Raw genomic sequence first — 16,338 nt, forward strand, 5'->3', positions numbered from 1 at the left:
GGGCGTCAGCGTCCGACGCGGCGCGCGGCGATCGCGTAGCTGGCCGCCGCCCAGCCGGGCACGCCGTGGACGGCGCCGCCCGGGAAGGTCGACGCGCCCCCCAGCCAGAGCCCCTGGATCGGCGTGGCGTACGGCACGAGCGACGGCACCGGCCGGAAGATCGTCTGGTCCAGCGCGTAGGACCCACCGCCGACGTCACCGCCGACGAGGTTCGGGTCGCCGGCCTCGAGGTCAGCGGGGCCCTGGACGTGGCGGGCGAGCACCACGTCGCGGAAGCCCGGTGCGAACCGGTCGACCTGGTCGGTCATCCGCTCAGCGTGCGCGGTGACCATCTCGGGACCGGCGACCTGGGGGGGCACCCGCGTATAGGCCCACGCCGTGTGGCGCCCCGCCGGAGCCCGCGTGGGGTCCGCCAGGCTCTGCTGGCCGAAGAGCATGAAGGGCCGCTCCGGGATCCGCCCGTCACGGACGGCCGATGTCTGCGCGGTCACCGCCGACGCGTCGCCACCGACGTGGACGGTCCCGGCCTGCCGCGCCTCCGGAGCCGTCCACGGCGTCGGCTCCGACAGCGCCCAGTCGATCTTCACGGTGCGCGGGCCGTACCGGTAGCGGCCGAGTCGGTCGGCGTAGCGGGCAGGCATCCGGTCACCGGTCAGGCGCAGGAGGGCGTGCGGCGTGGTCGTCGTGACCACGATCGGGGCACGCACCCGGTCCCCACCGGCGACGACGACGCCCGCCACCCGGCGCCCGTCGCTCACGATCCGTGTGACAGGCGTCGCCTGCCGGACCTCACCGCCGATCGACCGCAGGTATGACACGAGCGCATCGGTCAGCCGGCCGGCGCCACCGCGGGGGCTGGGCCAGCCTGCGGCGTGGCCGAGGATCTGCAGGTAACCACCTGCGATCGCGGAGCCGGCCTCGTCGGCCGGCACGTCGCCGTGCAGGACCGACCCGTACAGCCACGCGCGGGCGTGCGGTCCCTGGAACAGCTCGGAGGCCAGCCGGGCCGCCGGTAGCAGGAGCAGGCGGGCGAACTCGAGCGTGCCCGTGAGCCCCAGGCCGACCGCCAGCGGCACGGCGCCGCGTAACGGCGGGAAGCCGCCCAGCAGCGTGCGCCGCAGGGCCGGTAGGTTGTCCAGGTACGGCGTCACCCAGCGGCGCCACGCGTCACCGTCGCCCGCGCACAGGTCGTTGAGGTTGTCGACCGTCCGGTCGAGGTCACGGTGCAGCGCACCGGCGCGACCGTCGGGCATCGGATGGGCCATCGCGACCGGGGGGTGCACCCAGGACAGGCCGTGGACCTCGAGCGGCAGGCGCTGGAACACCGGGGATGCGGCAGCCGCGGGGTAGACCGCGCTGAACGTGTCGTTGACGAAGCCGTCGAGGGTCAACTCCTCGCTCTTGACGGCACCCCCGGGTGCGTCGGCACCGTCGCAGACCATCACGTCGAGACCGGCGCGCGCCAGCCGGATCGCCGCCGACAGCCCGTTCGGCCCCGCGCCGACCACGACGGCGTCGGCACGCTCGGTCATGATCGCACCGTTGCGGGGTCCCCGCCTGGATCCCCGCCCGCCGGCTCGCTTCGCTCCCCTTCACCCGCGGCGACGTGCGCGGCGATCTGGTGGAGCATCGATTCGCGTGGGCTCTCCATGCCCCAGAACGCGTGCTGCGAGTAGCGGCCGACGCGGTCGTACAGCTGCGCCAGGTGCGGCTGCATCGGATCCCAGCTGCCGGCCGCCCGCAGGTAGCTGCGGCCGTCCGCCGTGTACAGGACGAGCCGGTTCTTGGCGTTGCCCATGAAGTGGTCCTCGTGGCAGGTGAGATCGAAGCCGGCGTGGACCTCCGCCCCGTCGGGGATCGGCGACAGCTCGTCTGGCCGGGCCGCGAAGCCCTGCCGCACGTCATCGACCCACGCGTCGCGCGCCTCGAGGTCGTCGGCCGTCACGAGCGTGGTGATCGTCACGTAGGCGCGCGTGAAGACGGGTGTCCGGGGGCTGGGGAAGCCCACGACCTCGATCTCGAAGGTCTGCCCGGCCAGACCGCCACGGCGCAGGGGCGTGAACCTGCCGAGCTCGCTCGCGTAGTCCGGCCAGTGCTCCACGGCCAGGACCGCCGCCGCCGTGGCAGCCGCGTCGGGCACCTCGACCGGCGGGTAGGTGTGCCAGATCTGCACGTCCTGCGGCGCACGCGGTGGCGTCAGCGCACCGAGCCGCGCCCGGGACAGGCGGACCTCCGGGTCGTGGGCCTCCTTGTCGGCGACGGTCGGGAACGCGATGCCCCACCCGAGGCGGTCCCAGTCGTGCGCGGCGTCAGGGAACCAGTCGCCGAACAGGCGTGCGCCGCCGGCGAGCAGCGCCGCGGTGTCGAGCGTTCCGGTGCGCCCGCCCGCTCCACGCAGCCGCGCGGTGCCCAGCGCTCGGTGGAAGCGCAGGAGGTCGGTGGCGCTGAGGCGACGCGCGCCGTTGCGCGCCCAGTAGGTCGTGAGGATGGTGAACGCGAGCCGCAGGTCGGCCAGGCTGCGCTCGTCGCGGCGCTTGGCGTAGTACGCGGCGTTCAACAGGTCGGTGACCCAGGCCGCGGCACCCACCGACGCGACCGTCGAACCACCCATCTGCACGAACCGGCCCGACGAGGAGGCCAGGAGGCGCTGGGTTCCGAGCACGATGCCGGCGCCAGCCGCGGCCGACAGCAGGTGGGCTCCACGCATTGTTCGTCTCCCGTTCGTTCGACGGCGTCCCGCTGTCGCGGGCTGTCCGGGATGTCGACGATAGTCGGCCGAGTCACGGCCGCCTACAACAGGTCGAGTCGGCGCAGCGCGGTCCGCAGCTCGTCGGCGGACCGGAAGTGGATGCCCACCAGCCCGGCCGCCCGCGCCGCCGCGACGTTGTCCTCCCGGTCATCGATGAACACTGTCCGCGATGGGGTCAGCCCGAACCGGTCGACGAGTACCTGATAGATCCGGGTGTCGGGCTTCACGACGCCCTCGTCACCCGAGATCACCATGCCGTCGAACCACTCCAGGAAGGCGAACCGTGGCCTTGCCTGTCGGAACAGCTCACCGGAGAAGTTCGACAGCGCGTACAGTCCGACCGGCGTCTCACGCAGCTCGGTCAGGATCGCGACGACGTCGTCGATCGGCCCCGCGACCGTGCGGTGCCACTCGTCGAAGTAGCGGTCGAGGCTGGCGGTGCGGCCTGGGTGCGCGGTCCGCCAGTGTGCGCGCACCTGCTCGACCGGCCTCCCCAGGTCCAGCTCGCGCTGCACGCCGTCGATGTCGAGGGCGACCACATCGTCGGCCGCGAGCAGGTGGGTCGGGCTCCAGTCCAGCAGGACGCCGCCGAGGTCGAAGACGACTGCCTCGTGTTCGGCTGGCGTCATGTCGCGAGGTCCGCATCGCCCGCAGTGGCCGCGCCTTCGGCTGGATCCGTCGGTGCGTGATCGGGCTCGAGGTAGATGACGCGCGCGATCGGCACGGCCGCGCGGACGCGCCGCTCGGCCTCGTCGATCGCCGTGACGACCTCGTCGAAGTCCAGGTCCTCGGCCAGCTGCACCTTGCCGGCGACGAGCAGTTCGTCCGGCCCGAGGTGCTGGGTCTGCAGGTGGACCAGCGCGCGGATGTCGTCGGTACCCGTGATCGCGTCGACGATCCGGTCGACCTGCGCCGGCAGCGCGCTCTCGCCGAGCAGCAGGCTCTTCATCTCGATCGCGAGGACGACCGAGATCAGTCCCAGCAGGAGCCCGATGAGGATCGTGCCGTACGCGTCCCAGGTCGGGTCACCGGTGATCGTGGCGAGGCCGACGGCGATCAACGCGATGACCAGCCCGATCATGGCACCGAGGTCCTCGAGCAGGACGACCGGCAGCTCGGGGTTGCGGGAGTGGCGCACGAACGACCACCACGACTCCCGTCCCTTGACGTGCTCCGCCTCGACGACCGCCGTGCGGAAGCTGAACGCCTCGAGCACGATGCCCGCGGCCAGGATGCCAGCGGCGATCTGGGGCGAGGCCAGCTCGTGGGGATGGCGCAGCTTCTCGATGCCCTCGTACAGTGCGAACAGCGAGCCGAGCGCGAACAGCACCACCGACACGACGAACGCCCAGAAGTAGCGCTCACGGCCGTAGCCGAACGGGTGCCGCGCCGTCGGTTGGCGCTGTGCGCGTCGGCCGCCGAGCAGCAGCAGTCCCTGGTTGCCCGAGTCGGCCAGCGAGTGGATCGACTCGGCGAGCATCGAGCTCGCCCTGGTCAGCAGGAAGCCGACGAACTTCGCGGTCGCGATCCCGAGGTTTGCCAGCAGGGCCGCGATGATCGCCCTGGTGCTGCCTCCTGCTGCCATGTCACTCCTGTGTGTGCGGCCTCAGATGTACCGACCGCCGGTGCGCACGGCACGCGACGGTCGGTGCGTCACCCTATCCCAGGTCGGCGGCGCTCAGACCCCGGCGCGCGCGTCTGGCGCCTCGGCGCTGACCGCGACGGCAGCCTCGTCGGTCGACTCTCGAAGGGCAGCCTGCGCGGCCTGCACCCGCGCGCGGTACAGCTCCAGCTCGTGCTCCCTCGTCTGCTCGTCCCAGCCCAGCACCTCTCCCATCAGGTTGGCGACGACTGGTGCCGCCTCGAGGCCGCTGTCGGGGACCTCGAACGAGATGCGCGTGCGCCGCTCGAGCACGTCCTCGAGGTGCAGCCCGCCCTCGGCGCTGGTGGCGTAGGCGGCCTCCGCCCGCAGGTACTCGCTGGCACCGGGCAGCGGCTCGGCCAGCTCCGGGCGCTCCTCGATCAGCGCGAGGATGTCGGCGATCAGCGAGCCGTAGCGCCCCAGCAGGTGGTCGATCACGGCGACGTGCAGGCCGCTGCGGGCCGCGAGCTGCGAACGGCCGTTCTGCAGCGCGTGGTATCCCTCGGCGCCCACGAGGCGGACCTTGTCGGTCACCGACTCCGGCACGGCCCGTGGCATGGTGCGGACCGCGGCGTCGACGGCATCCTTGGCCATCACCCGGTACGTCGTGTACTTGCCACCGGCGATGACGGTGAGCCCCGGGACGGGCTGCACGACGGAGTGCTCACGGCTGAGCGAGGCCGTGCTGGCCGACGGGTCCTCGGCGAGCAGCGGACGCAGACCGGCGAAGACGCCCTCGATGTCGTCGACGGTCACCGGGTCGTCGACCCATTCGTTGACGTGGTCCAGCACGTACTGGACATCGCTCCTGGTCGCGGCCGGCTGCGACCGGTCGAGCTTCCAGTCCGTGTCGGTGGTCCCGATGACCCAGTGGGAGCCCCACGGGATGATGAACAGCACGCTCTTCTCGGTCTTGGTGATCAACCCGGTCTCGAGCCGCAGCCGCTCGCGGGGGATCACGATGTGGATGCCCTTCGAGGGTCGCACCTCGAAGTTCGTCCGCCCGCCGAGCATCTTGTTGATCTCGTCGGTCCACACACCGGTGGCGTTGATGACATGGGATGCGCGGATCGTCAGCTCGTCGCCGGACTCCAGGTCGCGGGCCGAGGCGCCCGTCACCCTGTCGCCGTCGCGCACGAGGTCGGTGACGCGCACGCTCGTCGCCACGGCGGCACCGTAGGTGGCGGCGGTCCTGGCGAGCATCATCGTGTGGCGGGCGTCGTCGACCTGCGCGTCGTAGTACTGGATGGCACCGATCAGCGCGTCCTCACGCAGCGACGGCGCGACCTGCAGCGCCCGACGGTGCGATAGGTGCCGGTGTCGTGGGACGGCCGCGTTGACGCCGGCCAGCAGGTCGTACAGCAGGATGCCGGCACCAATGTAGGCCCGCTCCCACACCCGGTTGCGCAGGGGGAACAGGAACGGGACGGGGTGGACCAGGTGGGGGCACAGGGTCCGCAGCAGCAGTGCCCGCTCATGCAGTGCCTCGCGGACCAACCCGAAGTTGTACTGCTCGAGGTAGCGCAGCCCACCGTGGATCAGCTTGCTCGACCGGCTCGACGTGCCCGAGGCGAAGTCGCGCTGCTCGACCAGCGCGACCGACTGGCCGCGCGTGGCGGCATCGACCGCGGCCCCGGTGCCGACCACACCGCCGCCGATGACGAGGACGTCGACGACCTCGTCGGCCATGCGCCGCAGGCTCTCGGCACGATGATCAGGACTCAGCGGGACGGGCGACAGAGGCATCACGGTCTCCTTCGCTGCCGGTGCGGCGCCTCACCGATCATGTCTACCCGACTGCACCGGTTGCATCCATCGTTGCCGCGACATGCGTGATCTGCTCCCAGGCGGCGTCGACGTGGCGCTGCGTCGTGCGCGTCTGCCCGATCGAGCAGCGAATGGTGTAGCGGCCGTCGAGGCGTGTGTGGGTCAGGTACAGCGCTCCGCTGTCGTTGAGCCGCTCGACCAGCGCGGCGTTGAAGTCGTCTCCGCCGCGGTGCCGGAAGCACACCAGGTTGAGCGGCACGGGTGCGACGAGCTCGAAGTCCGGGTGCGCGGCCACGCGTGCGGCGAAGCCCGCCGCCAGGCGGAGGTGTTCGCGGACGTGGTGGCGGAGGCCCTCCTCGCCGTAGTGGCGGATCACGAACCACAGCTTGAGCGCGCGGAAGCGCCTGCCGAGTGGGACCTGCCAGTCGCGGTAGTCGATGACCTCCCCGCTGTCGCTGGCCGCGTTGCGCAGGTATTCCGGCGTGACGGACAGGGCACGCAGCAGGGCGTGGCGGTCCGCGACGTAGAACGCGTCGCAGTCGAAGTTGGTGAACATCCACTTGTGCGGGTTGAAGCAGTAGCTGTCGGCACGGTCGACGCCGTCGTGGATCCAGCGCAACTCGGGGCACACCGCGGCCGTGCCGGCCAGGGCCGCGTCGACGTGCACCCAGCATCCGGCCGGCACGGCGGTCTCGGCGATGGTCGGCACGGGATCGATCGCCGTCGACGACGTCGTACCAACCGTCGCGACGACCATCGTGGGCGCGAGTCCGGCCTGCCGGTCACGCTCGACTGCGTGGGCGAACGCGTCCGCGCGCAAGGCGTGGTCGTCGCCGGACGGGATCAGGCGCAGCAGCGACGGATCGAGTCCGGCGATCCGCACCGCCTTGGCCACCGACGAGTGGGCGTGCTCCGAGGCGTAGACGGCGCAGCGACGGTACGGGTCGGCGGTGTCCGCCTGCGACCGGTCGGCCACCCGCTCCCGCGCGGCGAGCAGCGCGCACAGGGTTGCGCTCGACGCGCTGTCCTGGATCACCCCACCGCCCGCACCAGTCGATCGGAAGCGGTCCGGCAGCCCGAGCAGGTCCAGCAGCCAGTCGAGCATGTGTGTCTCGACTTCGGTGCACGCGGGACTCGTCGCCCACAGCATGCCCTGGACGCCAAGGCCGGCCGACAGCAGCTCGCCGAGGATCGAAGGACCGCTGGTGTTGCTCGGGAAGTAGGCGAGGAACGACGGGTGCTGCCAGTGGGTCAGGCCCGGCACCACGATCCGCTCGACGTCGGCCAGCATCTGTCCGAAGTCCTCGCCGTGCACAGGTGGATGCGCGGGCAGCTGGTCGCGCACCCAGCCCGGCTCGACCGACGAACGGACGGGATGCTGCTCGATGCCGTCGAGGTACGACGCGATCCAGTCGATCAGGGCGTGCCCGTGCGCGCGGAACGCCTCACCACTCATGTGGAAGCCGTCGTCATCCATGGCTCGTCCCTGTCGTCAGGTGGATGTCACGCGCCGGCGACGTCGTCGACCGGGGCGAAGGCGTCAGCCAGTGCCTGGTCGCTCAGCTCGGCGACCCGGGCGCGGACGTGCTCGGTCCACTCGCGTCGCGCCCGCCCGCGCGGCTCCTCGGGTGGGTCGATCGGCGGCCCGAAGTGCACCGCGAGCGCACCCGGCGCCGGGCGGCGCGGCGCCGGCCGTCCGCCTCGGGGCCACACGGCCGCCGCACCCCGGATGCCGACCGGCACCACCGGGACGTGCGCGGCGTGCGCGATGCGTGCCAGCCCGCTGCGGAAGCGGAACAGCTCGCCGGTGGGGGTGCGCGTGCCCTCCGGGAACAGCGCCACGATGTCGCCGGTCCGCAGGACCGCCGCGACGCGCTCGATCACGGCTGTGTCGGCGCGGCCGCGCTCGATCGGAACCATTCCCATGGCGACGTTGAACGCGCCGAACAGCCCGCGTGCCAGCTCCTGCTTGCCCAGGTACGACACCGGGCGGGGACAGACCGCTGACAGCACGTAGTTGTCCAGGTTCGACGTGTGGTTTGCGGCCAGCAGCACGCCGCCGGTCGGCGGGACGTGGTCGACGTCGGTGACGGTCGGTCGCAGCAGACGGCGGATCGGCGGCGCCGCCACGCGATGCATGACGCGCAGCGCGGTGGTCGTCATGCCGGCGCGCGGGCAGTGGCACGCCGGGGCCTGGCGGTGCGTCCTCCGACCATCGTCATGCGAACAGCCCGCCGTCGACCTGCAGGACCGCACCATTGACGTACCTCGCCCCCGGGGAGCACAGGAAGCGGACCGCGGCCGCCACCTCGTCGACGGTGCCGAGCCGGCCCGCGGGCACCCGTTCCACCAGCCCCGATGCGTCGACCGCCTCGGTCATCGCGGTGTCGATGAACCCCGGCGCGACGACGTTGGCCGTGATGCCACGCTTGCCGACCTCGCGCGCGATGCTCTTGGTCATGCCGACCAGTGCCGCCTTGCTCGCCGCGTAGTTCGCCTGGCCGGCGTTGCCGTGCAGGCCGACGACACTCGACATCATGACGATCCGCCCGGACCGCGCGCGCAGCATCCGCCGAAGCGCCGCACGCGTCAGGGCGAACGCGGCTGCGACGTTGACCTGCCAGGTCAGTGCGAAGTCGTCGTCGGACATCGTCATCGCCAGGCCGTCCGCGGTGACGCCGGCGTTGTTGACCAGTGCCGCCAGTCCACCCACGTCGTCAGCCGCCGCCGCCAGCGGCCCCGGGTCCTCGCGCAGGTCGGCGCCGACCACACGCGTCTCGATGCCATGCTCCGCACACCGCTGCGCGACCTGCTCGGCGCCCTCCCGGTCACGCCCGTAGTGCACGATCACGTCGTAGCCGTCCGTGGCCAGCCCCTCGGCGATCGCCGCCCCGATGCCCTTGGACGATCCGGTGACCAGCGCCCAGCCGCTCACCGCCCACCACCGGGCAGGTCGTCGGGCGTGATCACAGTCTGGCGGTCCAGCGACCGGTCGGTCCGCTTGACGAGCCCGGTGAGGACCGGCGATGGGCCGAGCTCGACGACCGATGCCACCCCCAGCTCAGCGAAGGTCGCGACGGTCTCACGCCAGCGCACCGGGGAGGTGAGCTGCGCGCGCAGGACCGCGGGCCAGTCGCCGGCGTCGGTGTGTGGGCGCGCGTCGACGTTCGACACGACCGGCAGGTCGGCCGCCGTGAACGTCGCCGCGGCCAACGCCGCACCGAAGGGCTCGACGGCCGGCTCCATGTGGGGGCTGTGGTAGGCCGCGCCGACCTGCAGGGTCACGACCTTGCCGCGCTCACCGGTCGCCGCGAGCGCCTCGCGCAGGCGGTCGAGATCGGCAGGGGCGCCGGCAGCCACCAGCTGGCCGGGCGCGTTGTCGTTGGCGACGTGGGCGCCGACCTTGTCGCATGCCGTCGACACGACCTCGACCGGGTAGCCCAGGCAGGCGACCATCGTCCCCGGACGTTCGTCGGCGGCGTCCTGCGTCGCGAGCGCCCTCGCGTCGACCAGCCGCAGCCCGTCGGCGAAGCCCAGCACGCCTGCGGCGACCAGTGCGGCGTATTCGCCGAGCGAGTGCCCGGCCGTCACGTGGGCCTGCGCCCCGGCGGCGCGCCACGCCTCGTGCTGCACGACGAAGTGGACGAACAGCGCGACCTGGCAGTTCAGCGGCACCCGCAGCTCGTCCTCGTCTGCGTCCAGGCCGAGCCGCGTGACGTCCCGGCCCAGCAGATCATCCGCCTCGGCCCACCGCGAGAACGATGGTTCGTTCCGCCAGGGCTGCGCCATGCCGGCGCGCTGACTGCCCTGTCCAGGGAAGACCACCGCGACCGTGTGATCGGCAGAGGTCACTGACTCACCTTTCGTCGGCCCGCTGCGGGCAGCCTAGTACGCCCGCCACGGGGACCCGCGGACGGACGGCGCCCCGTGCGCGGTGGGGCGGACGAGCCCCGCGATCCGCCGCCGTCCGCGGCGTGGTCGTCGCCCGAACTCGTGGCGGGCAGCGCGGAGTCGGTGGACCCCCTCAGCGTCCACCGAATCCCCGCGCAGATTGTTGTAGTGCGACGTCGCGGCGGTGTCAACGTCGCCGACGACGCGGCGGGCGGCGCTCGTCAGAGCAGGGCGGCGCCCGACGGGATGGCCACGTCGACGGCCATCGCGCCGAACAGCAGGGCGATGTAGGTGATCGAGTAGCGGAACGACGCATGCGCGGCGGTGGCGTCGGGCGACCGCCACAGCCGGAAGGACGACACGATGTAGCCGGCGCCCAACGCGATCGCGCTGACGAGGTAGAGCAGGCCGAGCTCGGCGACCGCGCCGAACATCAGCGAGACGGCGACGAGGAGCACCGTGTAGAGCAGGATCTGGCGCGTCGTCTCGGCGACCCCCATCACCACCGGCAGCATCGGGATGCCAGCGCGCTCGTAGTCCCGGCGGTAGCGCAGCGCCAGCGCCCAGAAGTGCGGCGGCGTCCAGGCGAAGACGATGGCGAACAGCAGCAGCGCCGGCAGCTCGATGGTGCCGGTCACGGCGGCCCACCCGACCAGCACGGGCACGCAGCCGGCCGCCCCACCGATCACGATGTTCTGCGCCGTCCGCCGCTTGAGGCCCATGGTGTAGACCAGGACGTAGAACAGGTTCGCCGCGATCGCGAGCACGGCGGCGAGCATGTTCACGGTCACCGCGAGCCACACGAAGGCGATGACCCCGAGGCCGACGCCGAACCGCAACGCGCTACGGGTGGGCACCTCGGACCGCACCAGGGGGCGGTGTGCGGTGCGGGCCATCAGCGCGTCGATGTCGCGGTCGACCCAGCAGTTGATCGCGTTGGCGCTGCCCGCCGCGGCTGCGCCGCCAACCGTCGTGGCCACCATCAGCCACAGCGACGGGACGCCGCGGGCGGCGACGAACATGGCCGGGATCGTCGTGACGAGCAGCAGTTCGATGATCCGCGGCTTTGTCAGCGCGACGTAGACGGCGACCGATCGCCGCCGCGGATGTGCTGCTGCGGACGGCTGCACGGTCAGTGTCGCGTGACCGTCGGCAACCGGGCGAACGTGTTCGTCGGTCTGCTCCATCATCGGCGCCGCCAGTCTAGTGGCACCGTGACGCGCAGCCATCCACGTGGGGCGCCGAATCAGTGACCGGCGCGGTTCGGCCGGTCGGCACCGCGGGTACAGCTGTCGGGGACACGGGGCAGGCACCCGACCGTGTGTCTCGAAGTCTCACCGCGAACCCCACAGGAGCACACCCATGCGATCCGACCAGCGTCGAGAGCTCGCGCAGCAGTTGCGCGTCGACACTGTGCGCGCACCTGCCGTCACCGGCTCCGGCCACCCGACGTCAGGCATGTCGGCCGCCGAGCTGATGGCGGTGCTGTTCGACGGCTACCTCCGCTACGACTTTGACGATGCCGGCAACCCCCGCAACGACCACCTCATCTTCTCGAAGGGCCACGCGACACCGCTGCTGTACGCGCTGTACAAGGCGGCAGGTGCGATCGACGACGACGAGCTGATGACCTACCGCCTGCGGGGCAGCCGGCTCGAGGGGCACCCGACCCCGGTGCTGCCGTGGGTCGACGTCGGCACCGGCTCGCTCGGCCAGGGACTGCCGCTCGGCGTCGGCATCGCGCTGGCGGGCAAGAAGCTCGACCGCCTGCCGTACCGGGTCTGGGTGCTGTGCGGGGACAGCGAGATGGCCGAGGGCTCGATGTGGGAGGCCTTCGAGCGTGGAGCGTTCGAGCAGCTCGACAACCTGACCGCGATCATCGACGTCAACCGCCTCGGCCAGCGTGGGCCGACCCAGTACGAGTGGGACACCGACGTGTACCGGCGACGCGCGGAGGCGTTCGGCTGGAACGCCATCGAGATCGACGGCCACGACGTCGACGCGGTCGACCAGGCCTACGCGGAGGCGGTCGGAACCAGCGGACAGCCGTCCGTGGTCATCGCGCGGACCGTCAAGGGCAAGGGCGTGGCCGCAGTCGAGAACGTCAACGGCATGCACGGCAAGGCGCTCAACGACGTCGACGCCGCGATCGAGGAGCTCGGTGGGATCCGGGACATCCGAGTGTCGGTCCGCGCACCGGAGGGTGACGACAAGCCCCACGTCTTCGCCGCCGGGGGCGGCGAGCTGCCGACCTGGGAGGTCGGCGACACCGCGGCCACGCGCGAGGCGTACGGCGCGGCGCTGGCAGCCCTGGGCAGCATCCGCGGCGACGTCGTCGTGCTCGACGGTGAGGTCAGCAACTCGACCAGGACCGAGGAGTTCAAGGAGGCGCATCCCGAGCGGTTCTTCGAGATGTACATCGCCGAGCAGCAGATGATCGCCGCCGCGGTCGGCATGGACGTCCGTGGCTGGGTCCCGTACGCGTCGACGTTCTCGGCATTCACCAGCCGCGCCTACGACTTCGTGCGCATGGCTTCGGTCAGCCGCGCGAGCATCCGTGTCAGCGGATCGCACGCCGGTGTCGAGATCGGACAGGACGGGCCGTCGCAGATGGGTCTCGAGGACATCGCCGCGTTCCGCGCCATCCACGGTTCGACCGTGCTGTACCCGGCCGATGGCAACGCCACGGCCAAGCTCGTCGCCGCGCTCGCCGATCGCGAGGGCGTCAGCTACCTGCGCACCACACGTGGAGGCACGCCGGTCGTCCACGCCGCCGATGCCGACATCACGATCGGCGGCAGCGCGATCCTGCGTTCGTCCGACGACGACGTCGTCACCGTGTGCGCGGCCGGTATCACACTGCACGAGGCGCTCGAGGCGGCCGACCTGCTCGCCGACGACGGCATCGCCGTGCGGGTGATCGACTGCTACTCGGTCAAGCCCCTGGACGCCGCGACCGTCCGCGCCGCGGCCGAGGCGACGGGCGGTCGTGTCGTGACCGTCGAGGACCACCGGCCCGAAGGTGGACTGGGCGACACGGTGCTCGACGCGCTGGCCGACACAGGGCTGCCACTGCACGTCCGCAAGCTCGCGGTGCGCACCATGCCAGGATCAGCGACCTCAGACGAGCAGCTCGCCGACGCGGAGGTCGATGCCACGGCGATCGCAGCCGCGGCGTGCGAGCTGGCTGGAAAGGCGTAGCCATGAACCCGCTGCAGCAACTCGACGTCATGGGCCAGGCCGTCTGGCTCGACAGCATCAAGCGCTCCTACGTTGGCGAGGACGGCTACATCGCCGGGCTGATCCGAGCAGGCGAACTACGCGGGCTGACGTCGAACCCGTCGATCTTCGACAGCGCCCTGGGCAGTGATGACAGCTACGACGAGCAGCTGCGTGCGTTGCACGGTGCGGACGCCCGCGACGCGCTCTGGTCGATCATGAAGCGCGACGTCCAAGACGCGTGCGACGAGTTCCTCGCGCTGTGGGACGACAGCGACGGCCGCCACGGTCAGGTGTCCATCGAGCTCGACCCGCACAGCGCCTACGACACCGAGCAGTCGGTGTCGGAAGGCCTCGCGCTGTTCGCCGAGATCGACCGCCCCAACCTTCTGGTCAAGGTGCCCGGCACCGAGGCGGGCCTTCCGGCGATCACGCGGTTGCTGGCAGGGGGCGTCAACGTCAACGTGACGCTGCTGTTCAGCGTCGCGCGCTATGACGCGGTGATCACCGCGTTCATGGACGGGGTGCGCCAGCGACTCGACGGCGGCGGTGACGTCAGGCGGCTGACCAGCGTGGCGTCGTTCTTCGTCAGCCGCGTCGACAACAAGGTCGACGACCTGTTCGACGAGGGCGTCCAGCCCGCCGCGCCGTTGACGGCCGGCGTCGCGAATGCCCGGCTCGCCTACGACCTGTTTCTCCGGCGGTTCGGGGACGGCGGCCAGTTCGCCGACCTGGCCGCCGCGGGCGCGCGGGTACAGCGGCCGTTGTGGGCCTCGACGTCGACGAAGAACGATGCGTACTCCGACGTCATGTACGTCGAGCAGCTCGCGGCACCCAAGACCGTCAACACGATGCCGGAGGAGACGATCGAGGCGACGCGCGATCACGCCGACGTCGTTGATCGCGTGACCAGGCGCGCTGACGAGGCGCGCGCACAGCTCGATCGGCTCCGCGAGGAGGGCATGGACCTCGATCAGATCACCAAAGAGCTCGAGGCCGAGGGCGTCGAGAAGTTCGAAGCTGCCTTCGAGTCGGCGGTTGACACGGTCGCTCAGCACGTCACCTGACCCAGCGTGGCAGCCCGAGCCGGTCACCCGGCACCCGCTGCCACACCGAACCGACCGTGGCAACCCGAACCGACCACCGGCACGGCAGCCACGTTGCGTCAAGCCTCCCACGTGGGAGCGTCGACCTCCCGGACCCGGCCATCCTCGTCGAGGACGACATAGCGGTTGAAGCTGCGGACGAACCAGCGGTCGTGGGTCACGGCCATCACGGTGCCCTCGAACTGCTCCAGCCCCCGTTCCAGCGCCTCGGCGCTGACCACGTCGAGGTTGTCGGTCGGCTCGTCGAGCAGCAGCAGCGTCGTGCCCGACAGCTCCAGCAGCAGGATCTGGAACCTCGCCTGCTGACCACCGGACAGCAACTCGAATGGCGCCGACGCCGCGTCGTCGAGCTCATACCGGCGCAGCGCTGCCATGGCCGGCCCGCGTTGCTGCGCGGCGTCCTCCCAGAGGATGTCGAGCAGGCTGCGGCCGACCAGCTCCGGGTGATCATGCGTCTGCGAGAAGTGACCGGGCACGACCCGCGCGCCAAGGCGCCACTGTCCCGTGTGCGCGACCGCCGGCCTGGCCGGATCTCCGGCGAGCAGCCGCAGCAGGTGCGACTTGCCGGTGCCGTTGCGTCCCAGCACGCCCACGCGCTCACCGTAGTAGACACCCAGGTCGAAGGGCTCGGTGAGCCCCGACAACGCCAGGCCGGTGCAGATGATCACCTTGTCGCCGGTGCGCCCGCCACGGAGCCGCATGCTGACGCGCTGCTCGAGTGGCGGTGCTTCGGGCGGGCCCGCCTGCTCGAACTTGCGCAACCGCGTCTGCATCGCCCGGTAGCGTGAGGCCATGTCCGGAGACCGGGCGGCCTGCTGCTGCAGCGTGCGGACCAGCGCCTTCATCCGCTCGTGCTCACGCTTCCACTGCCGCAGCATGTCGTCGAGTCGCGCGTGCCGTGCGCGTCGCGCCACGTCGTACGTCGCGAACCCGGCCCCGTGTGTCCATGCGATCCCGCCCTCGAGCGTGACGATCCGCGTGGCGGTCTGCGCCAGCAGCTCGCGGTCGTGGCTGATGTAGAGCACGGTCTTCGGCGTGTCGCGCAGTGCCTGCTCGAGCCACAGCTTGCCGGGCACATCGAGGTAGTTGTCCGTTAGGGGCGAGCCATGCGACATGCGGGGTACGCGTTTCCGCAGGTCACGGGCATGCGGCGAAGCTGCACTATCGTCGACCAGCGTTCGGACCCTCAGTGACCCGGCGCCGGAGAGAGCCAGCCCGGGTCCGGCCGACACCATGGGAGGGTGCCGACATGAACAGTGAACAGCATGACGACGAGATCGGCCAGCAGCTGGCCGATGATCAGGACGTACTCGACGAGCTGCACGCGGTCCGCAACACCGTCGTCGCCATCAGGGCGGTCCTCAGCGTCGGCGAACCCGACCACCGAACCCGCTGCCGCGACGCCGCAGCAGCCCTACGTAGCCTGTTGAGCGTACCTACCGATCGACCGGCTGCGTGGGAAGCGGAACCCGTCCAGCGGCTCGAGGAGCCTCTGCGCGACGTCCTGGCCGTCCTCGACGGGGCCGACCGGTGACGGGCGAGCACATCGCGTACCTCGTGTGCCGCAGCCTGGTCACCGAAGCGGAGATCGCGTCGTGTGACAAGGCGTCGACGGTGTACCGCGACCGGGTGGCTCTGCTGGCGGTCGACCGTGACGGCGGCCGGTGGCGGATCCACGTGATGTCCGAACCGTGGGCGGCACCAGCCACCTGAGACACCCTTACCACGGTAGGGATTGGGAGCCCCTCGGCGGCGTTGCCGGGGGGTTCTACCGTTGACGCGGGTCGAACGGGTGTTCTAGCGTCGGGGTATGGCCCCGCTTCAGCCTCGCCGCGACGGGTGCGCCGTCATCGGCCGCGCTCAGGGTGGACAATGGGGGCTGCCGTGTGACCAGCCGGCGACGGTCCGCGCCGTGTGGCGGTTCGACAAACCCGGACGAGAGCGGATCCTGCTGTGCGGCGAGC

At 71.4% G+C, this 16,338-nt stretch carries 15 protein-coding genes; 4 read left to right on the forward strand and 11 right to left on the reverse strand.

Annotated features, from left to right (window positions below; translation table 11 throughout):
• Positions 1–5: 5 nt before the first annotated feature.
• The 10 genes from VK923_12665 to VK923_12710 form a co-directional block, all read right to left on the reverse strand.
• Positions 6–1,532, reverse strand: coding sequence for an NAD(P)/FAD-dependent oxidoreductase (locus VK923_12665; GenBank protein HSJ45529.1), 1,527 nt, complete (start codon positions 1,530–1,532; stop codon positions 6–8).
• A complete protein-coding gene (locus VK923_12670; protein ID HSJ45530.1) occupies positions 1,529–2,707 on the reverse strand; it encodes a hypothetical protein in 1,179 nt (392 codons plus the stop codon). The genes VK923_12665 and VK923_12670 overlap by 4 nt, the downstream gene beginning before the upstream one ends.
• A gap of 83 nt (positions 2,708–2,790) precedes the next feature.
• Entirely contained in the window at positions 2,791–3,378 is a 588-nt protein-coding gene (locus VK923_12675; protein HSJ45531.1) for an HAD family phosphatase, read from the reverse strand.
• On the reverse strand, positions 3,375–4,334 hold the full coding sequence (locus VK923_12680) for a cation diffusion facilitator family transporter (protein HSJ45532.1): 960 nt from the start codon (positions 4,332–4,334) through the stop codon (positions 3,375–3,377). Before VK923_12680 ends, VK923_12675 begins: the two co-directional genes overlap by 4 nt.
• 93 nt (positions 4,335–4,427) lie before the next feature.
• Entirely contained in the window at positions 4,428–6,137 is a 1,710-nt protein-coding gene (locus VK923_12685) for a glycerol-3-phosphate dehydrogenase/oxidase (protein HSJ45533.1), read from the reverse strand.
• A gap of 43 nt (positions 6,138–6,180) precedes the next feature.
• Entirely contained in the window at positions 6,181–7,635 is a 1,455-nt protein-coding gene (locus tag VK923_12690; protein ID HSJ45534.1) for a pyridoxal-dependent decarboxylase, read from the reverse strand.
• A gap of 26 nt (positions 7,636–7,661) precedes the next feature.
• Positions 7,662–8,321 carry a lysophospholipid acyltransferase family protein gene (locus VK923_12695; protein HSJ45535.1) on the reverse strand — a complete coding sequence of 220 codons (660 nt, stop codon included), beginning with the start codon at positions 8,319–8,321 and terminating at the stop codon, positions 7,662–7,664.
• Between the two features lie 55 nt (positions 8,322–8,376).
• Positions 8,377–9,093: an SDR family oxidoreductase gene (locus VK923_12700; GenBank protein ID HSJ45536.1), complete on the reverse strand. Its 717-nt coding sequence runs from the start codon at positions 9,091–9,093 to the stop codon at positions 8,377–8,379.
• Positions 9,090–10,010, reverse strand: a complete 921-nt coding sequence (locus VK923_12705; GenBank protein HSJ45537.1) for an ACP S-malonyltransferase — start codon at positions 10,008–10,010, stop codon at positions 9,090–9,092. Before VK923_12705 ends, VK923_12700 begins: the two co-directional genes overlap by 4 nt.
• A 260-nt stretch (positions 10,011–10,270) precedes the next feature.
• Positions 10,271–11,239, reverse strand: coding sequence for a heme o synthase (locus tag VK923_12710; protein HSJ45538.1), 969 nt, complete (start codon positions 11,237–11,239; stop codon positions 10,271–10,273).
• Positions 11,240–11,411: 172 nt separating this feature from the next.
• Between VK923_12710 and VK923_12715 the strand changes: the two genes are divergently transcribed.
• Together VK923_12715 and tal are read left to right on the forward strand one after the other, a co-directional pair.
• Positions 11,412–13,250 (forward strand): transketolase, encoded by a 1,839-nt coding sequence (locus tag VK923_12715; GenBank protein ID HSJ45539.1) that lies wholly within the window; start codon positions 11,412–11,414, stop codon positions 13,248–13,250.
• 2 nt (positions 13,251–13,252) lie between these two features.
• On the forward strand, positions 13,253–14,335 hold the full coding sequence (gene tal / locus VK923_12720; protein ID HSJ45540.1) for a transaldolase: 1,083 nt from the start codon (positions 13,253–13,255) through the stop codon (positions 14,333–14,335).
• A 98-nt stretch (positions 14,336–14,433) separates the two neighbouring features.
• Here tal and VK923_12725 read toward each other — a convergent pair whose 3' ends face one another.
• A complete protein-coding gene (locus tag VK923_12725) occupies positions 14,434–15,489 on the reverse strand; it encodes an ATP-binding cassette domain-containing protein (protein HSJ45541.1) in 1,056 nt (351 codons plus the stop codon).
• A 134-nt stretch (positions 15,490–15,623) separates the two neighbouring features.
• Between VK923_12725 and VK923_12730 the strand changes: the two genes are divergently transcribed.
• Together VK923_12730 and VK923_12735 are read left to right on the forward strand one after the other, a co-directional pair.
• Positions 15,624–15,908, forward strand: coding sequence for a hypothetical protein (locus tag VK923_12730; protein ID HSJ45542.1), 285 nt, complete (start codon positions 15,624–15,626; stop codon positions 15,906–15,908).
• Entirely contained in the window at positions 15,905–16,087 is a 183-nt protein-coding gene (locus VK923_12735; protein ID HSJ45543.1) for a hypothetical protein, read from the forward strand. Before VK923_12730 ends, VK923_12735 begins: the two co-directional genes overlap by 4 nt.
• The last annotated feature ends 251 nt before the right edge of the window (positions 16,088–16,338 follow it).

This window comes from Euzebyales bacterium (assembly GCA_035461305.1).
Taxonomy (GTDB): Bacteria; Actinomycetota; Nitriliruptoria; order Euzebyales; family JAHELV01; genus JAHELV01.